We start from the raw sequence: 18,174 nt of genomic DNA on the forward strand, positions 1-18,174 counted from the left end.
CTGTTCTCGCTCGTGATCCCGTCTCTGAGGACAAGGTGGCCACAATTCGCGGTCTGAATGTCGACCTGATCAGTATAGGATCCAATGCCTCGTCCCGAGTGCGTCGAAACTGCTGAGGCTTTCGAGCTCAATATCCTGCAATCGAGAGCGACAGGATGCTCCTTGTCGTAGGACGCAATCCATCCTCGTCCGAAGAAGAAAAACGCCACCACAGCCAGGATGAGCGCGATCGCTACCGCGAAGATGATGCGGCCCCTGAGAACTGAGCCCCTCTGCGCCGGCGCAGCTCCGGGCGGCAGCCTGCTGTGTGTCACGGATCCACCTCGCTCGTCAATTGCTTGCATGCATAGAAGTTCGAGGGCCCTTCGCGCCGGACAGGAATCCGCTCTGGAAGCTCCCCCAGGGGTCGGCAGCCTCGTCCGGCTCCCTCTCCGCCCAGGCGTTGTTCGCCACGCTCTGCACACCGCCGAATAGATGGTCCACGAGAATGTTGCTGCGTTCGGCGACAGCAGTGGAAACTCCGTCGAGCTTTCCGAGCAGGGGACTGGCGTAGGTCGATGCCACACTGGCTCCTGCCCCCACGACGAATCCCTTACCGGTTTCTGCAGCGAAGCCACCGATCGACCGATCCGGAATTTCTGAGTTCAGAGCATAGCTGAGACCACTGGACGTGCCGTTGGCCGCCCCACCCGCCACGGCAGCCCGACCCGTCCCGCCTATCGCCTTCGTCGCGACCGATCGAACTACTGAGGACGGTATCCGGGCGACCGCCGGACTCGCGCTCTGAATGATCCTCGGAGCCAGCGCCCCGAGCTTGTTGCCCACGACACCACCGACCGCGCCAGAGATTCCACCGATAGCGGTGTCAATTGCCACCTTGCCCCAGTCGACTCTTCCGTCTTCCGTCTTCTGCTTCGCGATGGACGTTCCACCCGAAAGAAGGGCGCCGGAAGCAGCCATCACCCCGACTGCTGCAAAGGGGCCGAGAGGAGTCGCCATCGCGAGGACCGTGAGACCAAGTCCGACACCGATGGCAACTCCGGCGATGATTTCCTCCTTGTTCTCGCCGATCCACTGCCCCGCCTTCGACAAGAAGCTCTGGTTTGCATCCCGGTACGCCGCCAGGTCCTTGTCGGTCGCCGGTCGGAGCCCCAGGGGGTCGATCGCGTGCATCGGGTCGTTCCCGGCGTACGAGTACGGGTTCCCCGCCCACGCCGCACCGAGCACGGGCGCCAACGGGTCCGTCGACAGGAAGCCCCGCGCCGCCGGGTCATAGACGCGCGCCCCGAGCCACTCCAGCCCCGCGATCGACAGCCCGCCGTCAGCGGTGAGCGAGACGCCAGTGGGCAGCGCCGCTCCCTCGACCGATGCGAGCACCGCCCACGGGTCCGAAGCATCCGTCGAACGCGCACTTCGCCAGCCGGCGGTCGACCAGGCGTCTCCGAGTGCGACCACACCGCCTGGCAGGTCGAGCACGCTCTCCCCGCCGATCGACACCATCGCCGGCAGGGCCGCTGCGGAGTCCCACCACACCTCGGCGCCGCCGACCTCGGCGAGCTCTCCGAGCACGTCGGTCCACACCTCGGCTCGACCGGTCTCGCCGTACGAACGGTCCCGCGACACGACGGCGGTCAGGGACCCGAGGTCGGACCAGGCGTACTCCTCAGTCGACCCGTCGGGGTGGGTGCGACGGATCCGTCGACCGAGCCCGTCGTACAGGTACTCCGTCCGCTCCCCGCCTCGGACGCAGGCCGTGAGCTGCCCGGCGGCGTCGTACTCGAACGTCGTCGCGGCACCGTCGACGACCTCGCGCAGCAGCCGCCCACCGTCGCCGTACTCCCACGCGGAGTCGCCCGCGCGGACGAGCTGCCCGGCCTCGTCGTACGCGTACTCGACACGACCGTCCGGACCGTCGATCGCCGTGATCCGGCCCTGGTCGTCACGCTCGATGCGCGTGACCATCGCGCCATCGGGCGTCGTCGTCGTGTGGGCGACCAGCGCACCCCGCTCGTACGACCACGACTGGACGATGTCGCCGGTCGACGCCTGGACGATCCGCCCGGCTGCGTCGTAGGCGAAGGTCGCCGCGGCGAGCCCTTGTCGTTCGACGGCGACGGCGCGGCCCACTGGATCACGGCGCCACTCGACCCGTGCGCCCGTCGGGTCGATCCGCGCCGTCCGGTTGCCGTCGGCGTCGTACTCCCACCGCACGGAACGCCCGCCGCGGCTCCGTCGGACGAGGAGCCCGCGGCGGTCGTACTCGAGCTCGTGGTCGACCGTCCGACCCGCTCCACGGGTGTGGTCGGTGACGACGACGGTGCGGTCGACGGCGTCGCGTCGGGTCTCGCTCACCAGCTGACCGTCGACCAGGACCTTCGTCGAGCGGCCGGCAGCGTCGAAGGTCCAGCTGGTGGTGCGCCCCTCAGGGTCGGTCTGCTCCACCTGGCGACCGGCCGCGTCGTACCGCGCCGTCGTCTCACGGCCGAGCGGGTCGACGACCGCGACCACGCGGTCTGCTCCGTCGTACCGGCGCCGCGTGACACCGCCGGCGGGGTCCGTGACCTCGGTGAGCCGGCCCCGCTCGTCGTAGGCGAAGCGGGTGGCGCCCCCGAGCCCGTCGACGGCCTCGACGAGCTGCCCTGCAGCGTCGTAGCGGAACCGTCGGTGACCGAAGCGTGCGTCGTGGCTGGAGACGAGCCTCCCGGCCCGGTCGTAGCGGTACCGGCTCGTACCGGATCCCGCCGTAGTCCGCACGACCACGCGGCCGACCGCGTCGTAGGTGGTCTCCTCGACCTCGCCGGTGGGCAGCGTCCGGGCGACGACGCGGGAGTCCGCGTCGTACGTGAGTGTCGTCCGCACTCCCATCGCGTCGGCGGCCGCGGACGGCCGCCCACACGCGTCGTACTCGTAGGTCGAGCGGGCGCCGGACGGGCTGACGATCGCGGTCACCCGCCCACCCAGGTCGCGCTCGATGCGCGTCAGGCCGCCTTCGCCGTCGACGAGCTCGACGGGCCGTCCGGCTGCGTCGTACGTCACCAGCTCGGAACCGGTCTCGTCACTCGTCTGCTCGACGGGTCGCCCGAACTCATCGAAGCGGACAGTGGTCGCGGAGAACGCATCACGCAGGGTCGCGACGCCGGTCGCGACGTCCCGTGCGACCTCCTGCCGGACGCCGGTCGGGTCGACGGTCGCGGCGAGGCCGCCGTTGACGTCGTACTCGCGCCGCCACGTCGCGCCCGTCGGGTCGGTGACGGCCTGGAGGCGCGACAACCCGTCGTGCGCGAACGTCCAGACCGCGTCACCCGGCAGGGCGAGCGCGGCGACGTTCCCCTGGTCGTCGAACGTCCGCGTGACCCGCCGACCCAGGGGGTCGACGGTGGTCGCCAGCTCGCCGCTCGCCGCGTACTCGAAGGTGGTGCGGGCACCGAGTGGATCGGTGATCGATGCGACGCGCCCACCGGCCGTGTGCTCGTACCGCCAGACGGCACCGTCGGCGTCGCGGCGCTCGACGAGGAGCCCCGCGGCGTCCCAGCGGTACTCGGTCCGGGCGCCGGACGGGCTGACCGCGGCGACCGGACGACCGGCCGCGTCACGCTCGATCCGGGCGGTGTCCCCGACCGCGTTCGTGGTCGCCACCAGCTCGCCGAACTCGTCGTGCGCGAGGTCGAGGACGACCCCGGTCGGGTCGACCACGTGGGTGAGGACCCCGTCCGTCCACGTGAGCTCGGTGCGGCCGCCGACCGGATCGACGATGACGGACGGGTCGCGGTCGTCGCCGCGGTACTCGTAGGACACGACCGCACCGGCCTCGGTGACGACGGTGGTCACCCGGTCCTGGTCGTCGTAGCCGTAGGTGACGTCACCGCCGGAGGGGGTCACCGTCCGGGTCTTCCGACCGCGGTCGTCGTAGGCGTGCACGGTGACGGAGCCGTCGCGTTCGGTCGCCGACACCAGGTTGCCGTGTCGGTCGTAGCTCATCGACTGTCGCCGGTCGTCGGAGTCGATGACCCCGACGAGCCGGCCCTTGGCATCGGCGATGTAGGAGTTCGCGCGCGAGCCGTCGTGGTCGGACACGACCGTGACGCGGCCGGGCAGGTAGGCGAAGCGCACCGCTCGGCCGTGCGGACTGACCTGTTCGACCACGCGGCGCTGGTCGTCGTAGGTGTTGTCGACCTCGACGACCCCGGCAGTCGATGTCACGGTGACGATGAGGTCGTCGTCGTTCCATCCGTAGCGGCGGGTACCGACGGGGTCGGTCACGCTGACGAGCCGCCCGTGGTCGTCGTAGCCGTACTCGACCCGGCGGCCGTCGGACGCCCGGAGGACCGCGACGCGTCCGTCGACGTGCTCGATCTCGACCCAGCGGCCGCGTTCGTGCTCGAGGCGGACGACGAGGTCGTCGGCGTCGCGGACGACCCGGACCGCCGTCCCGACCCCGCCGCGCTGCCCGGTCCAGAGACCGGACGGGGTGAAGTCGATCCGGACCCCGGCGTTGTCGCGCACGACGAGCAGGTCGCCCTCGGCGGCGAGCCAGCGGTTCTCGCCGACACCGCGGTCCCAGCCCTCGCCGGAGCGCGGGAAGCGGATCTGTCGGCCGTCGGCGCCGACGAAGGTCGCCCCCTCGTCGTCGAGGAGCAGACGCGTCTCGAGGATCGACGACCAACCCGGGCCGAAGAGCCCGACGTGCTCGTCGAGGGAGTTGTACATGCGGGTGACCTCGAGCGAGGCCGAGGCGCCGGTGAACCCGAGGTCGAGCTCCGGTTCGAGGAAGTTGCCGGTCGTGGTGTTGACCGGGTCCATGGAGAAGCCCGTCGTGGGCTGGGCGCCGTACGCCGACGGCGGTTCGAACTGCAGGTCCTGCCGGGTCTCGGAGACCCCGGCGGCTGCGAGGGCCGCGGCGAGCGCGGAATTCGCGACCGTCGAGACGTTGCCCTCGCCCCCGGCCGCGGTGAAGGCATCCGCGACGGTGTCGGCCCAGGTGGCGTCCTGGCCGTTCGCCTGCAGCCACTTGTCGAACGCGTTCACCAGTCCGCCCGCGTCGATGTGACCCCACGAGCAACGCGCGGCGAACTCGGCGAGCTTGCCCCGCAGCTGCGCCGGCTTCCCTTCGAGCGCCTGGTCGAGGGAACGCGTGCCGGTTGCGAACGCACGGAGATCAGCCGGGCGCGCTGACGAGGTACCACCGCCGCCACCACCGCCCGAGCCGGGGGTCGGTGTGTCGCGCGCGGTGCTCGGGCCGCCTGCGGGACGGAACGTCGGAGCTGCCTCGTGGTGGACCTCCGGCGGCTGGGGCGCACCGTGCAACCTGTCGCCGAGCCACTCGATGAAGTTCCGGTCCTCGTGCTCCTCGTACCAGTCGCGGGCCTTCTTGCGGCGTGCGTTCTCGCGCTCGGCCGCCTCCTTCATCTGCTGCACCCATGTCGCGACGGTCCGCAGGTTGTCGGCGATGGTCCTGCCGTCGTTGTGCGCCTTGTCCGAGTTGCTCGCGAACAGGTCGGAGAAGTGCCCGCGGAACTCCTGCGCCGCGGTGGTCACGTAGGACGTGCGGCTCCCGCTCTGTCCGTCGATGGACTCAGCAGAACCGTTCAGCGCGTGGATCAGCGCATCAGCCGTCGCGTTGTCGAACTCGACGGGCTCGTTGCCGTGCAGGTCGGCCATGGTGCATCCCCCGGTTGTGTTGCAGCTCGTTCTGGTCGTTCTCGTGGTGCGGTCGGCCCCCCCGACCGCGAACGCCCGGCCCACCGAGACGGCGGACCGGGCGTGGGGTGGGTGCTTACGCGCCGCCACCCGCGGTGAAGATGTCCTGCGAGATCTTGTCGAGCTGCGTGCGGAGCTGCTCGAGCTCGGTCTTCGCCTTGTCGAGGGCAGCCTTGGTCTCGGGCCAGGTCGACCCACGGAACGTCGAGGCGAGCGGGCCGTCCCACACGTTCGAGTCGGACAGGATGCGCCCCTGGGCGTCGAGCTGCGAGATCTGGTCCGTGAAGCCGCCGTTCACGATGGACTGGATCTGTCGGATGGCGGACTTCGCCTGCTCGGTGGAAAGGACACGCGACATGGTCAACCTCATTCTCTTCGTACCTGCACCCCCGCGCAGTGGAATCCCCCCGGAGGCCTGAACGCCGCCCACCATACCCGCGAAGCCCGGCAATGTCACCGTCCGTATATCGTGACGTTTCCTCCCCCACTTCGAGGGGTGCGACCGGCGCGACAGGCAGACGCCCCTGCACAGGCGGGTCGTTCACGCTCCGTTTCCACAGCGGCCACCTGTGCTCCTCCGGGCAGCGGGGGCTGGTGGCAGGATGTCGGCATGGACACCGAACCGCAGCTCGACGGCGAATCCGTCGCTCCCGACCTCGACGACTTCGACGAGGTCGTCGAGATCGAGCACGAGTCGCTGCCCTCGGACCGCTACTTCGACCGCGAGCTGAGCTGGCTCCGCTTCAACCAGCGCGTGCTCGAGCTGGGTGAGGACCGCACGCAGCCACTCCTCGAGCGCGCCAACTTCCTGGCGATCTTCGCGTCCAACCTCGACGAGTTCTTCATGGTGCGCGTCGCGGGCCTCAAGCGTCGCATCGACACCGGGATCGCGGTCCCGACCAACGTCGGGCGAGCACCGAGCGACGTGCTGCGCGACATCGCGGCGAAGGCGCACGAGCTCCAGGACCGGCACGCCGCCGCCTTCATCGAGTCGTTGAAGCCCGACCTCGACGCCGCGGGCATCCACGTCGAGCACTGGTCCGACCTCGACGAGGCCGACCGGCTGCGCATGCGTGAGTACTTCAACGAGCGGATCTTCCCGGTGCTCATGCCGCTCGCGGTCGACCCGGCGCACCCCTTCCCCTACATCTCCGGGCTGTCGTTGAACCTCGCCGTCCGGGTCCGCAACCCCAAGTCCCAGCGGCAGGAGTTCGCGCGCCTCAAGGTGCCGCAGAACTTCTCCCGCTTCATCGCGCTGCCCGACGACGGGTCCGGGCGCATGCGCTTCATCCCGCTCGAGGACCTCATCGCGAACCACCTCGACGACCTGTTCCCGGGGATGGAGGTCCTCGAGCACCACGTCTTCCGCGTCACCCGCAACGAGGACGTCGAGATCGAGGAGGACGAGGCCGAGAACCTCATCCAGGCGCTCGAGCGCGAGCTGCTCCGTCGCCGCTTCGGCCCGCCGATCCGTCTCGAGATCACCGAGGACATGGACCCGGTGACCCTCGACCTGCTCGTGCGCGAGCTCGACATCACCGAGCAGGAGGTCTTCCGGCTGCCGTCGCCGCTCGACCTCGGTGGGCTGTTCGAGATCGCGAAGATCGCCCGCCCGGACCTCCACTACCCGCGCCACGTCCCGACGACGCCGGTGCAGTTCCAGCCGGGTGAGCCGAACACGAAGCCCGACCTGTTCCGCGCCATCGCCTCGCGCGACGTCCTCGTGCACCACCCGTACGAGTCCTTCGCGACGAGCGTGCAGGCGTTCCTCGAGCAGGCGGCCGCCGACCCGAACGTCCTGGCGATCAAGCAGACGCTCTACCGCACCTCCGGCGACAGCCCGATCGTCGAGGCCCTGATCGACGCCGCCGCCGCGGGCAAGCAGGTCCTGGCCCTGGTCGAGATCAAGGCACGGTTCGACGAGCAGAACAACATCACCTGGGCGCGCAAGCTCGAGAAGGCCGGCGTGCACGTCGTCTACGGCCTGGTCGGACTGAAGACGCACTCGAAGCTCGTGCTCGTCATCCGGCAGGAGGGCGGCACGCTCAAGCACTACAGCCACATCGGCACCGGCAACTACAACCCGAAGACGTCCCGCATCTACGAGGACATGGGGCTGTTCACCGCGGACGACACGGTGGGCAAGGACCTCACCCGCCTGTTCAACGAGCTGTCGGGCTACGCGATCGAGAAGAAGTTCAAGCGCCTGCTCGTCGCGCCGCTGCACCTGCGCAAGGGGCTCGTGAAGCGCATCCAGACCGAAGCCGCGAACGCCCGCGCCGGCAAGCCGTCCGGCATCCGGATCAAGGTCAACTCGATGGTCGACGAGCAGATCATCGACGCCCTCTACCTGGCGAGCCAGGCCGGTGTGCCCGTCGACGTGTGGGTGCGCGGCATCTGCTCGCTGAAGCCGGGCATCGAAGGCGTCAGCGAGACGATCCGTGTCCGGAGCGTCGTCGGCCGGTACCTCGAGCACTCGCGGGCCTTCACGTTCCACAACGACGGCGACCCGCTGGTGTTCATCGGCTCGGCGGACATGATGCACCGCAACCTCGACCGTCGCGTCGAGGCCCTGGTCCGGCTCACCGACCCGGCACACGTGGCCGAGGTCGAGGAGATGTTCGACCTGGCGATGGCGGAGACGACGAGCTCGTGGCACCTCGAGTCCGACGGCGAGTGGACGCGCCGCTCCACCGACCCGGACGGCCGCCCGCTCGACGACGTGCAGAATGTGCTCATGCGGAAGATCTCGGCCCGGAAGCGTTCGGCTCGGTGAGCGGCGGCCCCACGGGGCCCGTCGTCGCGGCGGGCGCGGTCGTCTGGCGTGAACGGGACGGAGTACCGCTGGTGCTCCTCGTCCACCGGGACCACCACCAGGACGTCTCCCTGCCCAAGGGCAAGGTCGACCCCGGCGAGAGCATCCCGACGACCGCCGTCCGGGAGATCGACGAGGAGACCGGCTACCGCGTGCACCTCGGGGCGCCGCTCGGCACGGCGGAGTACGTGCTCCCGAGCGGTCGCGACAAGGTCGTGCACTACTGGGCCGCCCGCGTCGGCTCGAAGGAGTACGACCGCGCGGGCAAGTTCCGTCCGAACGACGAGGTCGCCGCGATCGAGTGGGTGACCGTCGACCAGGCACGGGCACGGCTCACGTACGAGCGCGACGTGGCGATCCTCGACCGGTTCGCCGACCGCGTCGCCGCCGGTGAGCACCGGACCTTCGCGCTGATCGCCCTCCGGCACGCGAAGACCGTGCCCGGTTCGGACTGGGACGGCCCCGACGCCACCCGCCCGCTGCTGCCGGTCGGACGGTCCCAGGCCAAGGCCGTCGCAGCACCCGTCGCGGCGTTCGGTCCGAAGAAGATCGTCAGCAGTACGGCGGCGCGGTGCCTCGCGACCGTCGAGCCGCTCTCCGCGCGCACGAAGGTCGGTGTCTCCAGCACGACGGACATCAGCCAGGACGCCCACGACCGCGGAGCCGCAGACGTCAAGGGCGTCGTGCAGAAGCGGATCGCGAAGGCCAAGTCCGCGGTGCTCTGCTCCCACGGTCCGGTGCTGCCGGACATCATCGCCCGCATCGCCTCCGCGACCGCGGACGACCGTCGTCGCTTCGACCTGCGCCGCGCCGCGATGCTCTCGGTGGGGGACTTCGCCGTGCTCCACATCGCGGGCGAGAAGCTCGTCGCCGTCGAGACGCACCGCAACACCGTCCCGGCCTGAGTCGACCGGGGCGGAGACGACCGTCCGCTCGGTGAACCCCAGGCCGAGAACCGAGGCGGTGGTGAGCCGCGCCTCCAGGCCGGGCTCCGCGACGGTCGTGAGCCGCGCCTCCGGACAGGCCACGACGAAGACCCTTCGGACCAGCGCTCGGCGCGGCGATCCGACCCGCGCCGCCGCCGCGTGAACCGATGCACCTGCATGTGTCTCACCCACGCACGGTGACCCGATCCTGCACCCACCACGGCTCGGTCGTCCGGCACCCGAGCCGGGAGAACCCCCCGTTCACCTCCCGTTCACCGAGGAGCGTCATCCCCGTCACCTCGCGTCCCTACAGTCGCTCCCGGGTCAGCACCGGCCCGAGGGACCAGCAGCGGTCCCGCCTGCACTGACATTCCCGAAGGGACCCCTGTTGAACATCAAGCGAATCGGTTCGATCGCAGCGATCGCGATCGCCGGCGCCGTCGTGCTGTCCTCCTGCGCGGCGAACGAGAGCGGCAGCGGCGACGCCGCAGCGCCGACCTCGAGCTCGGGCACCGACTACTCGAAGCTCTCGGGCACGCTGACCGGCTCCGGCTCGTCGGCGCAGCAGACCGCTGAGGCCACCTGGGCTGCGAACTTCCAGAACGTCGCCTCCGGCGTGACGGTCAACTACTCGCCGGACGGCTCCGGCGCCGGTCGCAAGAACTTCATCTCGGGTGCCGCGGACTTCGCCGGCTCCGACGCTGCACTGAAGGACGAGGAGCTCTCGGGCTCGTTCGACCTGTGCACGGACAAGGCCATCGACATCCCGGTCTACATCTCCCCGATCGCCATCGCCTACAAGGTGGACGGCGTCTCCGACCTGACGCTCGACGCGAAGACCATCGCGGGCATCTTCTCGGGCAAGATCACCAAGTGGAACGCCTCGGAGATCGCCGACCTGAACAAGGGCGTCGACCTGCCGGACTCGAACATCACCGTGATCCACCGCTCGGACGACTCGGGCACCACGCAGAACTTCTCCGAGTACGTCTCGGCGAACGCCTCGGACGTCTGGACCGAAGAGCCCAGCCAGACCTTCCCCTACCAGGTCGGCGACTCGGCCAAGGGCACCTCGGGCGTCGCCTCGGCGATGGCCAGCGCCTCGAACGCCATCACCTACATCGACGACTCGGGCGCCGGTGACCTCGACAAGGCGAAGCTCATGGTCGGCGACAAGGCCACCGAGATCTCGGCCGAGGGTGCTGCCAAGGTCGTCGCGGACTCCGAGACGGTCTCGGGCCGTGAGGAGAACGACCTCGCGATCGACATCAACCGCAAGGACACCGCCGAGGGTGCGTGGCCGCTGGTCCTCGTCTCCTACGCGATCGCCTGCCAGGAGTACAAGGACGCCGACAAGGGTGCGCTCGTGAAGGGCTACCTCGACTACGTCGTCACGCAGGACGCGCAGGAGGCCGCCGCGAAGGAGGCCAAGTCGGCCGCCCTCTCCTCCGACCTGTCGGAGAAGGCCGCGAAGGCCGTCGCCTCCATCAAGTAAGGCCCGCTGAGCACCCGGACGCCGGTCCCACCCACCTCGACCGGCGTCCGGGTTCTCGCCCGTCCGGCCCGGACGCAGCACCAGCACCACCGGCTGCGCCCGGCCTCACCAGCACCACCCCGTCGCCTCCCCCGGCCGCTCCTCCACGAGCCCGGCCTCCCCTCCGACAGGAGTCCCATGACGACCGCACCGGCCCAGCCAGGGGCCACCGTCTCCCCCGCCAAGCCGAAGGCCGTCGTCCGCGTCGGCGACCGGGTGTTCTCGACCGCCTCGGTGGTCGCCGGCAGCCTGATCCTCTTCGTGCTCGTGCTCGTCGCCGCCTTCCTGGTGTGGCAGAGCCTCCCGGCCTTCTCGGCGAAGGTCGGTGAGCTGCCGAACAACGCCTCGAACTTCTGGGTCTACGTCGGTCCGCTCGTCTTCGGCACCGTCTACTCGGCACTCATCGCGCTCGTGATCGCCGTCCCGCTCTCCCTCGGCATCGCGCTCTTCATCTCGCACTACGCACCGCGCCGCATCGCGCCGGTGCTCGGGTACGTCATCGACCTGCTGGCCGCGGTGCCGTCGGTCGTCTACGGCCTCTGGGGCATCGTGGTCCTCGCGCCGCTCCTCAAGCCGTTCTACGGCTTCCTCAACGAGTACCTCGGCTGGTTCCCGCTGTTCTCCGGCCAGGTGTCCGGTACCGGCCGCACGATCCTGACCGCGTCGATCGTCCTCGCGGTGATGGCGATCCCGATCATGACCGCGGTCATGCGCGAGATCTTCCTGCAGGCGCCGACCCTCAACGAGGAGGCCGCGCTCGCCCTCGGCGCCACGCGCTGGGAGATGATCCGCCTGTCCGTCCTGCCGTTCGCGAAGTCCGGCATCGTGTCGGCGATCATGCTCGGCCTCGGTCGTGCGCTCGGCGAGACGATGGCGATCGCCCTCGTGCTGTCGGTCTCGACGAACGTCACCTTCCAGATGCTGACGTCGCTCAACCCCTCGACGATCGCGGCGAACATCGCCCTGCAGTTCGCCGAGGCGTCGGGCACGGCCCTGAACGCACTGGTCGCGTCGGGCCTGATCCTCTTCGTCATCACCCTGGTCATCAACATGCTGGCGCGCTACATCGTGCGCAAGCGGGTCTCCTGAGAGGTCACGCCCGATGTCCCTCGCCCTCCGTCAGACCGGCACCGCCGGCAACGTCTACGCCAACGGCAAGCTGCACAAGTCCGTGCCGTGGCTCCTCCTCGTCGGCTCCTGGGTCGCCCTGGTCGCGGTCTTCGCCCTGCTGAACGCGGGCGGTGCGGTGAAGGACTTCAACGTCGTCGCCGCCCTGTTCCTCGGCACCGTCCTGTTCGACGTGCTCATCGTCGTCGTCTCGCGCATCGTCGAGGGCGGGCGCAAGGCGGTCGACCGACTGATCACCTCGCTGGTGGTCACGGCCTTCGTCATCGCGGTGCTGCCGCTGGTGTCGCTGCTCTGGACGGTCCTGGCCGACGGCCTCGCCCGCTTCGACGCCCAGTACTTCAACTCGTCGATGCGCGGCGTCATCTCCGAGGGCGGCGGCGCACTGCACGCCCTCGTCGGGACGCTCGAGATCACGCTGTTCGCCGCGCTCATCTCCGTACCGATCGGCCTGCTCACCTCGATCTACCTGGTCGAGTACGGCAAGGGCGCCCTCGCGAAGGGCATCACCTTCTTCGTCGACGTCATGACGGGCATCCCGTCGATCGTCGCCGGTCTCTTCGCCTACTCGCTGTTCGCGCTGTTCCTCGGCCCCGGTGCCCGCTTCGGTCTCGTCGGCTCGATCGCCCTGAGCGTGCTGATGATCCCCGTGGTCGTCCGCTCCACCGAGGAGGTCCTGAAGATCGTCCCGATGGAGCTCCGCGAGGCGTCCTACGCACTCGGCGTGCCGAAGTACCTGACGATCCTCAAGGTGGTGCTGCCGACGAGCCTCGCCGGCATCACCACGGGCGTCATGCTGTCGATCGCGCGCGTCATCGGCGAGACCGCGCCGCTGCTCGTGACGGCCGGCTTCACCGCGAGCATGAACTACGACCTGTTCAAGGACCCGATGATGACGCTGCCGGTGTTCGCCTACACGCAGTACTCGCAGCAGGGCGCCAACCCGGTGCCGTTCGTCGACCGGGCCTGGACCGCGGCACTCGTCCTCATCCTCATCGTGATGGTGCTCAACCTGCTCGCCCGGTTCATCACCCGACTCTTCGCCCCCAAGCTCCCCCGCTAGCACCGAGCGCCCGCGCTCCGGCCGACAGCATCGGCCAGCACGGCCCGCCCGCGCACCGCATCAGCGGAGCGGCAACGACCACCCACCCCGGAGGAAACCACGTGTCCAAGCGCATCGAGGTCGACGGCCTCAACGTCTACTACTCGAAGTTCAAGGCCGTCGAGGGCGTCGACATGACGATCGAGCCCCGCACCGTCACCGCCTTCATCGGCCCGTCGGGCTGCGGCAAGTCCACCTTCCTCCGCACGCTGAACCGCATGCACGAGGTCATCCCCGGCGCGTACGTCGAGGGCTCCGTCAAGATCGACGGCGACGACCTCTACGGCCAGGGCGTCGACCCCGTGCTCGTCCGCCGGCAGGTCGGCATGGTGTTCCAGCGTCCGAACCCGTTCCCCACGATGTCGATCCGCGACAACGTGCTCGCCGGCGTGAAGCTCAACAACAAGCGCGTCTCGAAGTCCGAGGCCGACGACGTCGTCGAGCGCTCGCTGCAAGGCGCGAACCTGTGGAACGAGGTCAAGGACCGCCTCGAGAAGCCCGGCATGGGCCTGTCCGGTGGGCAGCAGCAGCGGCTCTGCATCGCCCGGGCGATCGCCGTGCAGCCGGACGTCCTGCTCATGGACGAGCCCTGCTCGGCGCTCGACCCGATCTCGACCCTCGCGATCGAGGACCTGATCGAGGAGCTCAAGAAGGACTTCACGATCGTGATCGTCACGCACAACATGCAGCAGGCGTCGCGCGTCAGCGACAAGACCGCGTTCTTCAACATCGCGGGGACCGGTGCGCCCGGCAAGCTCATCGAGTTCGACGACACCGCGACGATCTTCTCGAACCCGTCGGTGCAGGCGACCGAGGACTACGTCTCGGGTCGCTTCGGGTGATCGGCACCCGGTCCGTCTCCTGACGGTCGGCCTGGAGGCCCGGTGCACGTCCGCCACGGACGGCACCGGGCCTCCGTCGTGCGCTCCACTGCCCCGCACGGACGAGCGGCGGGCCGCCGTCCGGGTGGGCTGGTGCTACGCCTGGGTCGTGGGGACGGCCATGAGCGGCGTCGAGGTCGGCTGGTCGGAGCCGCCCTCCGGCTCGACCGTCATGCCGATCGCCGCACCCGGCGTGAGCTTGCCGTCGAGGACCGCCGTGTGCACGCCGTTGCGGGCGCTGTCGACCAGACCGGCGGGGACGATCTCGCCACCCTCGGAGCCGATGTACCAGAGCTCGTACGTCTTGCCCTGCGGCGCCTGCTCGACGCCGTCGAGGATCACCGCGGACTTGCCCACGTCGTGCGACCAGACCACGGTCGCGGAGCCCCCACCGGGGACCTTCGCGGTCGTGCGCTGGAAGTCGGACGCGGCGTAGATCGAGTCGAGCGTGCCGGAGGCCTGCGTGGTCCCGGGGCTGGTCCCCTCGGTCTGGCCGAAGTTCGTGCCGACGCCGAGCCCGACACCGAGGAACACCACGGCGACGGCGGCGGCGGCGGACAGGGCGGCTGCCGGACGCTGCAACCAGCGGCGGCGGGCCTTCGCGGATGCCGCACCGTCGGCGTAGGCGGCGTCAGCCGCTCCGAGACCGATGACGTTCCCGGTCTCGGCGACCGGCGCCGGGGCGGGAGCTGCTCCGACGACGGGCGCGGGGGACGCGGCGGAGGCGAGCGGAGCCTCCAGGCCGGCGACCGGCGCCGTGCGGTCCGCCGGCGCGGCCTGCGGGGTCCGTGCGATCTGTGCCATCAGCGACGCCTTGAGCGACGCCGGGGGGTCGATCGGTTCGACGGCGTACGCGAGCTGCAGCGCGGTCTCGCGGAGCGAGTCCGTCTCGGCCTGCAGTTCCGGCGACGTCGTCAGAGCGTGCTCGAGGAGCGCGCGCTCGTCGTCCGAGAGGGCGTCCAGGGCGTGCGACCCGGTGAGCAGGGCAGGGTCGTCGTGGCGTTCGGTCATGACGTCACCCCCATCTCGTCTCGGAGTCGGATCATCCCGTCACGGAGACGGGTCTTGACGGTGCCGATCGGGACACCGAGCCGTTCGGCCATCTCGCTGTGCGAGTAGCCGCCGTAGTACGCGAGCTGCACCGCCTGGCGTTGGAACTCGGTGAGCTTGGCGAGCGCGCGGCTGACGCGTTCGTGCTCGATCCGGATCTCGACCGACTCGGAGACCTGGTCGAAACCGGACTCCAGGTCGCGGATGCCGATCTTGGTGTCCCGGTCGTGCGACGCCTGCGATGCCCGGACCCGGTCGACCGCTCGTCGGTGGGCCATGGTGAGGACCCAGCTGGCGGCGGTGCCGCGCGAACGGTCGAAGCGGGTGGCCTGCTGCCACACCTCGAGGAAGACCTCCTGCGTGACCTCCTCGGACTGGGCGCGGTCCTTCAGGAGTCGCGTCACCAGACCGAGCACACGACCCGACAGGGCGTCGTAGAGGTCGGAGAAGGCTGCCTGGTCGCCGGAGGCGACGCGGGCGAGCAGATCGTCAGGCGACACGGGGGTGGGCTCGGTGGAGCTCCAGGCCTCGGTGTCGTGTTCCACGAGCGCAAGCATTGCAGGTTTCCCCCCTCTCGGTGGCATCGGTTCCGACATGTGCAATCACTTCGCAGGTCGGGTTCGGGTGGTTCGGATCCTCGCGGCGGTGGAGTCTGGGCGAGGGCCGCACGACCCGCAGGGAATTGACCGGCGGGTACCGGACCGGGTCGAGCGGGCCCTCGCTGTGACGTCCGCGAGGAGCGTCACACCAACTGTTCGGCACCGTCGCCCGAGCGGATTGGGCGACGTGCCCGTCCCGGGTGCAGGAACTGTGTTCGGCTCGTGTCTGCTGGTCGCCTGCTGCGCGTCCGCCCGCCCGGTGTGCAGGGTGCGGATGTGCGCACGGCACGTCTGCGCGGCTGCGCGCGCTGCGGCTGCGCGCGCTGCGGCTGCGTGCGCTGCGGCTGCGTGTGTCCGTGACGCGCCCGACCGCGCAACGTGTCCACCGAGAGTGAACACGGCCACGTGCACAGGACGTGTCTCGTAGGATCGATCTCGCCGGGCCGCAGCAAGCCCCGGGCTCCAAAATTCGCCGCTTCGAGCGGCCTCGCGCCGAGAGGCGCTTCTGCGGCCCGGTCTTCGCATGTCCGGGGGCGGTCGGGTCAGGCCGTCCACCGTCGCAGGCCCCGCTCGTCGCCGTCCGCCGTCGCGGTCTGTCGCTGCGCCCCGCCCTCGCCCGGACGTCGCCCCGTGTGCTCAGGCGTGTGACGTCCGAGCGGGGGCGCGATCCGGCGTGGGCGGTAGCCGGTCTGGAGGCGCGGCGTCGATCCGCCCCGCCCCTCGCTCAGTCCAGGCTGTCGCGACGCCAGAGCGCCGCCGCCTCGGTCAGGTCGGCCGCGAGCTCCGTCAAGCGCAGCGCCCGACGCGTCAGCTCGCTCGCGCGGTCCCCCGCGGTCAGGTCGGCGTCGTCCGCCACCGAGGTCGCGCCCGCCGCGGTCAGCCGGCAGAACGCCGCGCCGCGGTCGAGCGCCACCGCGAGGTCCCCCGTGTAGAGGCCGTGCAGGATGTGGTCCGCCAGGGTCAGGATCTCCGCAGGACCCGTCGGCTGCTCGGCACCCGCGACGGCCTCGTCGATCGTGCCGATCCGCTCCGTGCCCCGCTCGAAGAAGTACGCGATCTCCTCCGGGTTCTGCCGGATGACGACCCGCACCAGGTAGATGCGCCACAGTGCCCCCGGGAGCGTGTGCGCGCCCACGCGGGCCCACAGCTCGGCGATCGCATCGATGCCGTGCACGTCCGTGTACGTCACGAGACGCTCGACCACCGCCGGGTCCGGGTCCTGCCGCACGCGGTGGAGCAGCGCGTTCGCCGTCTCGTGCGCGACACGGTTCACCAGTGCCGGGTCCTCGCCGCCCTGGATCGCGGCGAACTCCTGGTCGGTGAAGTGGACGGGACGGTGGTGATCGCGAGGCACCCGGCGAGTGTAGGCGCGGCCGCCGACGCCCACGTCCCCCGTTCGCCACGAACGCAACGGGGCGCGCACGGGTACCGTGCTCCGGCAGGGAGGCACTCCTCCCGGACGTTGAGAAGAGGAGACTCCATGAACGCCCTGCTCGTCATCCTGGCCGTGATCGCGGTCGTCCTGCTGTTCGTCGGTGGCTTCACCGCGAGCCTCAAGTTCCTGCTGTGGGTCGGCATCGTGCTGCTCGTCATCGCGGTGGTCATGTGGCTCCTGCGGACGCTCACCGGGCGCCGCAGCTGACCGACAGCACTGGTTCTCGTCTGGAGGCCCTCACCCGCTAGCCTTGCGGGTGAGGGCCTCTAGCTCAGTTGGTAGAGCACCGGACTTTTAATCCGAGGGTCGTGGGTTCGAGCCCCACGGGGCCCACCTCCTCTTCCGTGAGACGCCTACCGGGGTACAACTCCGTCACAGGATGTTCATGGTGCGTCTTGTGCACAGTCCAGACCCTGTTCAGCGGTTTGCCTGCACAGCGCCGATAGTGTCGTTCCCGGTCCTGATCCACGGACCGAACAGGACCGCAGCACCAGAGAACGAACGGGGTACACCGTGACCGAGCCCATCGACGCCACGCAGGCCAGCACCACCGGTGACGCGCGCCGCATCGTCGAGCTCGCCGCAGCGACGAACACCACGATGAGCAACCAGCTCCTCCTCGACACCCTCCGCCGGAACGCCCGCGTCACCACGCGGCACATCCGCACCGACTTCGTCGAGGTCGCCACCGCCACCGCCGTCCTCGGCTACGTGTGCCGGCAGGGCAAGGAGTACACGGCCCTGCGCGGCGACGACCCGGCCTGGGCACAGGAGATCGGGCGCTACGGCACGGAGTCCCTCGCGGTCGAGGCGCTGCGCATGCGCCGCGCCTGACGCACCGGAAGCACGTACGACGAAGGCCGCCCCGGACGGGGCGGCCTTCGTCGTGTCCGGAGGTCTCGTGGTCGCTCACGTGCTGCGCATGCATCTCGCGTTCGCAGGTCTCGTGCCCGCCGTCCTGGTCGCACAACGCGCCGCCCGAGATCGTTCCGGTCGCACGACGTGCCGCT

The 18,174-nt window shown here is 70.0% G+C and carries 13 protein-coding genes and 1 tRNA gene; 9 read left to right on the top strand and 5 right to left on the bottom strand.

What is annotated here, in order from left to right; genetic code table 11:
* Nucleotides 1-330 precede the first annotated feature (330 nt).
* A complete protein-coding gene (locus M3677_RS15220; RefSeq protein WP_251160960.1) occupies nt 331-5,658 on the bottom strand; it encodes a DUF6531 domain-containing protein in 5,328 nt (1,775 codons plus the stop codon).
* Between the two features lie 115 nt (nt 5,659-5,773).
* Nucleotides 5,774-6,055, bottom strand: a complete 282-nt coding sequence (locus M3677_RS15225) for a hypothetical protein (RefSeq protein ID WP_058740961.1) — start codon at nt 6,053-6,055, stop codon at nt 5,774-5,776.
* Nucleotides 6,056-6,307: 252 nt separating this feature from the next.
* On the opposite strand from M3677_RS15225, the gene M3677_RS15230 reads away from it, so the two are divergent.
* The 6 genes from M3677_RS15230 to pstB all read left to right on the top strand — a co-directional run bounded on the left by M3677_RS15230 (nt 6,308) and on the right by pstB (nt 14,041).
* Complete coding sequence (locus M3677_RS15230; RefSeq protein ID WP_066656733.1) at nt 6,308-8,473, top strand: RNA degradosome polyphosphate kinase; 2,166 nt, start codon at nt 6,308-6,310, stop codon at nt 8,471-8,473.
* On the top strand, nt 8,470-9,417 hold the full coding sequence (locus tag M3677_RS15235) for an NUDIX domain-containing protein (protein ID WP_066656734.1): 948 nt from the start codon (nt 8,470-8,472) through the stop codon (nt 9,415-9,417). Before M3677_RS15230 ends, M3677_RS15235 begins: the two co-directional genes overlap by 4 nt.
* Before the next feature lie 409 nt (nt 9,418-9,826).
* Complete coding sequence (locus M3677_RS15240; RefSeq protein WP_251155256.1) at nt 9,827-10,933, top strand: phosphate ABC transporter substrate-binding protein PstS; 1,107 nt, start codon at nt 9,827-9,829, stop codon at nt 10,931-10,933.
* Nucleotides 10,934-11,110: 177 nt separating this feature from the next.
* Entirely contained in the window at nt 11,111-12,061 is a 951-nt protein-coding gene (gene pstC, locus M3677_RS15245) for a phosphate ABC transporter permease subunit PstC (protein WP_066656736.1), read from the top strand.
* A gap of 13 nt (nt 12,062-12,074) precedes the next feature.
* Nucleotides 12,075-13,160: a phosphate ABC transporter permease PstA gene (gene pstA, locus M3677_RS15250; protein WP_066656738.1), complete on the top strand. Its 1,086-nt coding sequence runs from the start codon at nt 12,075-12,077 to the stop codon at nt 13,158-13,160.
* A 101-nt stretch (nt 13,161-13,261) separates the two neighbouring features.
* Entirely contained in the window at nt 13,262-14,041 is a 780-nt protein-coding gene (gene pstB / locus M3677_RS15255) for a phosphate ABC transporter ATP-binding protein PstB (RefSeq protein WP_066656740.1), read from the top strand.
* Between the two features lie 135 nt (nt 14,042-14,176).
* On the opposite strand, the gene M3677_RS15260 is transcribed toward pstB, so the two are convergent.
* From M3677_RS15260 to M3677_RS15270, 3 genes are all read right to left on the bottom strand, one after another.
* Complete coding sequence (locus M3677_RS15260) at nt 14,177-15,091, bottom strand: anti-sigma factor (RefSeq protein ID WP_251160961.1); 915 nt, start codon at nt 15,089-15,091, stop codon at nt 14,177-14,179.
* Nucleotides 15,088-15,687, bottom strand: coding sequence for a sigma-70 family RNA polymerase sigma factor (locus M3677_RS15265; RefSeq protein ID WP_066656745.1), 600 nt, complete (start codon nt 15,685-15,687; stop codon nt 15,088-15,090). The genes M3677_RS15260 and M3677_RS15265 overlap by 4 nt, the downstream gene beginning before the upstream one ends.
* A 766-nt stretch (nt 15,688-16,453) precedes the next feature.
* Nucleotides 16,454-17,083 carry a DNA-directed RNA polymerase subunit beta gene (locus tag M3677_RS15270; protein WP_066658739.1) on the bottom strand — a complete coding sequence of 210 codons (630 nt, stop codon included), beginning with the start codon at nt 17,081-17,083 and terminating at the stop codon, nt 16,454-16,456.
* 126 nt (nt 17,084-17,209) lie between these two features.
* Here M3677_RS15270 and M3677_RS15275 point away from each other — a divergent pair, with 126 nt between their 5' ends.
* The 3 genes from M3677_RS15275 to M3677_RS15285 all read left to right on the top strand — a co-directional run bounded on the left by M3677_RS15275 (nt 17,210) and on the right by M3677_RS15285 (nt 17,998).
* Nucleotides 17,210-17,371 carry a DUF2207 domain-containing protein gene (locus M3677_RS15275; protein WP_139197360.1) on the top strand — a complete coding sequence of 54 codons (162 nt, stop codon included), beginning with the start codon at nt 17,210-17,212 and terminating at the stop codon, nt 17,369-17,371.
* 53 nt (nt 17,372-17,424) lie between these two features.
* Nucleotides 17,425-17,497: transfer RNA gene (locus M3677_RS15280), tRNA-Lys, on the top strand.
* 180 nt (nt 17,498-17,677) lie between these two features.
* Nucleotides 17,678-17,998, top strand: a complete 321-nt coding sequence (locus tag M3677_RS15285; RefSeq protein ID WP_066656746.1) for a hypothetical protein — start codon at nt 17,678-17,680, stop codon at nt 17,996-17,998.
* Nucleotides 17,999-18,174 lie beyond the last annotated feature (176 nt).

This window comes from Curtobacterium sp. P97 (assembly GCF_023712445.1).
Lineage (GTDB): Bacteria > Actinomycetota > Actinomycetes > Actinomycetales > Microbacteriaceae > Curtobacterium.

Bases quoted from the DNA above. Each gene is read 5' to 3' on its own strand.
- M3677_RS15265 (WP_066656745.1), bottom strand. From the start codon at position 15,687: ATGCTTGCGCTCGTGGAACACGACACCGAGGCCTGGAGCTCCACCGAG.
- M3677_RS15220 (WP_251160960.1), bottom strand. From the start codon at position 5,658: ATGGCCGACCTGCACGGCAACGAGCCCGTCGAGTTCGACAACGCGACG.
- M3677_RS15275 (WP_139197360.1), top strand. From the start codon at position 17,210: ATGAACGCCCTGCTCGTCATCCTGGCCGTGATCGCGGTCGTCCTGCTG.
- M3677_RS15225 (WP_058740961.1), bottom strand. From the start codon at position 6,055: ATGTCGCGTGTCCTTTCCACCGAGCAGGCGAAGTCCGCCATCCGACAG.
- M3677_RS15230 (WP_066656733.1), top strand. From the start codon at position 6,308: ATGGACACCGAACCGCAGCTCGACGGCGAATCCGTCGCTCCCGACCTC.
- pstA (WP_066656738.1), top strand. From the start codon at position 12,075: ATGTCCCTCGCCCTCCGTCAGACCGGCACCGCCGGCAACGTCTACGCC.
- M3677_RS15260 (WP_251160961.1), bottom strand. From the start codon at position 15,091: ATGACCGAACGCCACGACGACCCTGCCCTGCTCACCGGGTCGCACGCC.
- pstC (WP_066656736.1), top strand. From the start codon at position 11,111: ATGACGACCGCACCGGCCCAGCCAGGGGCCACCGTCTCCCCCGCCAAG.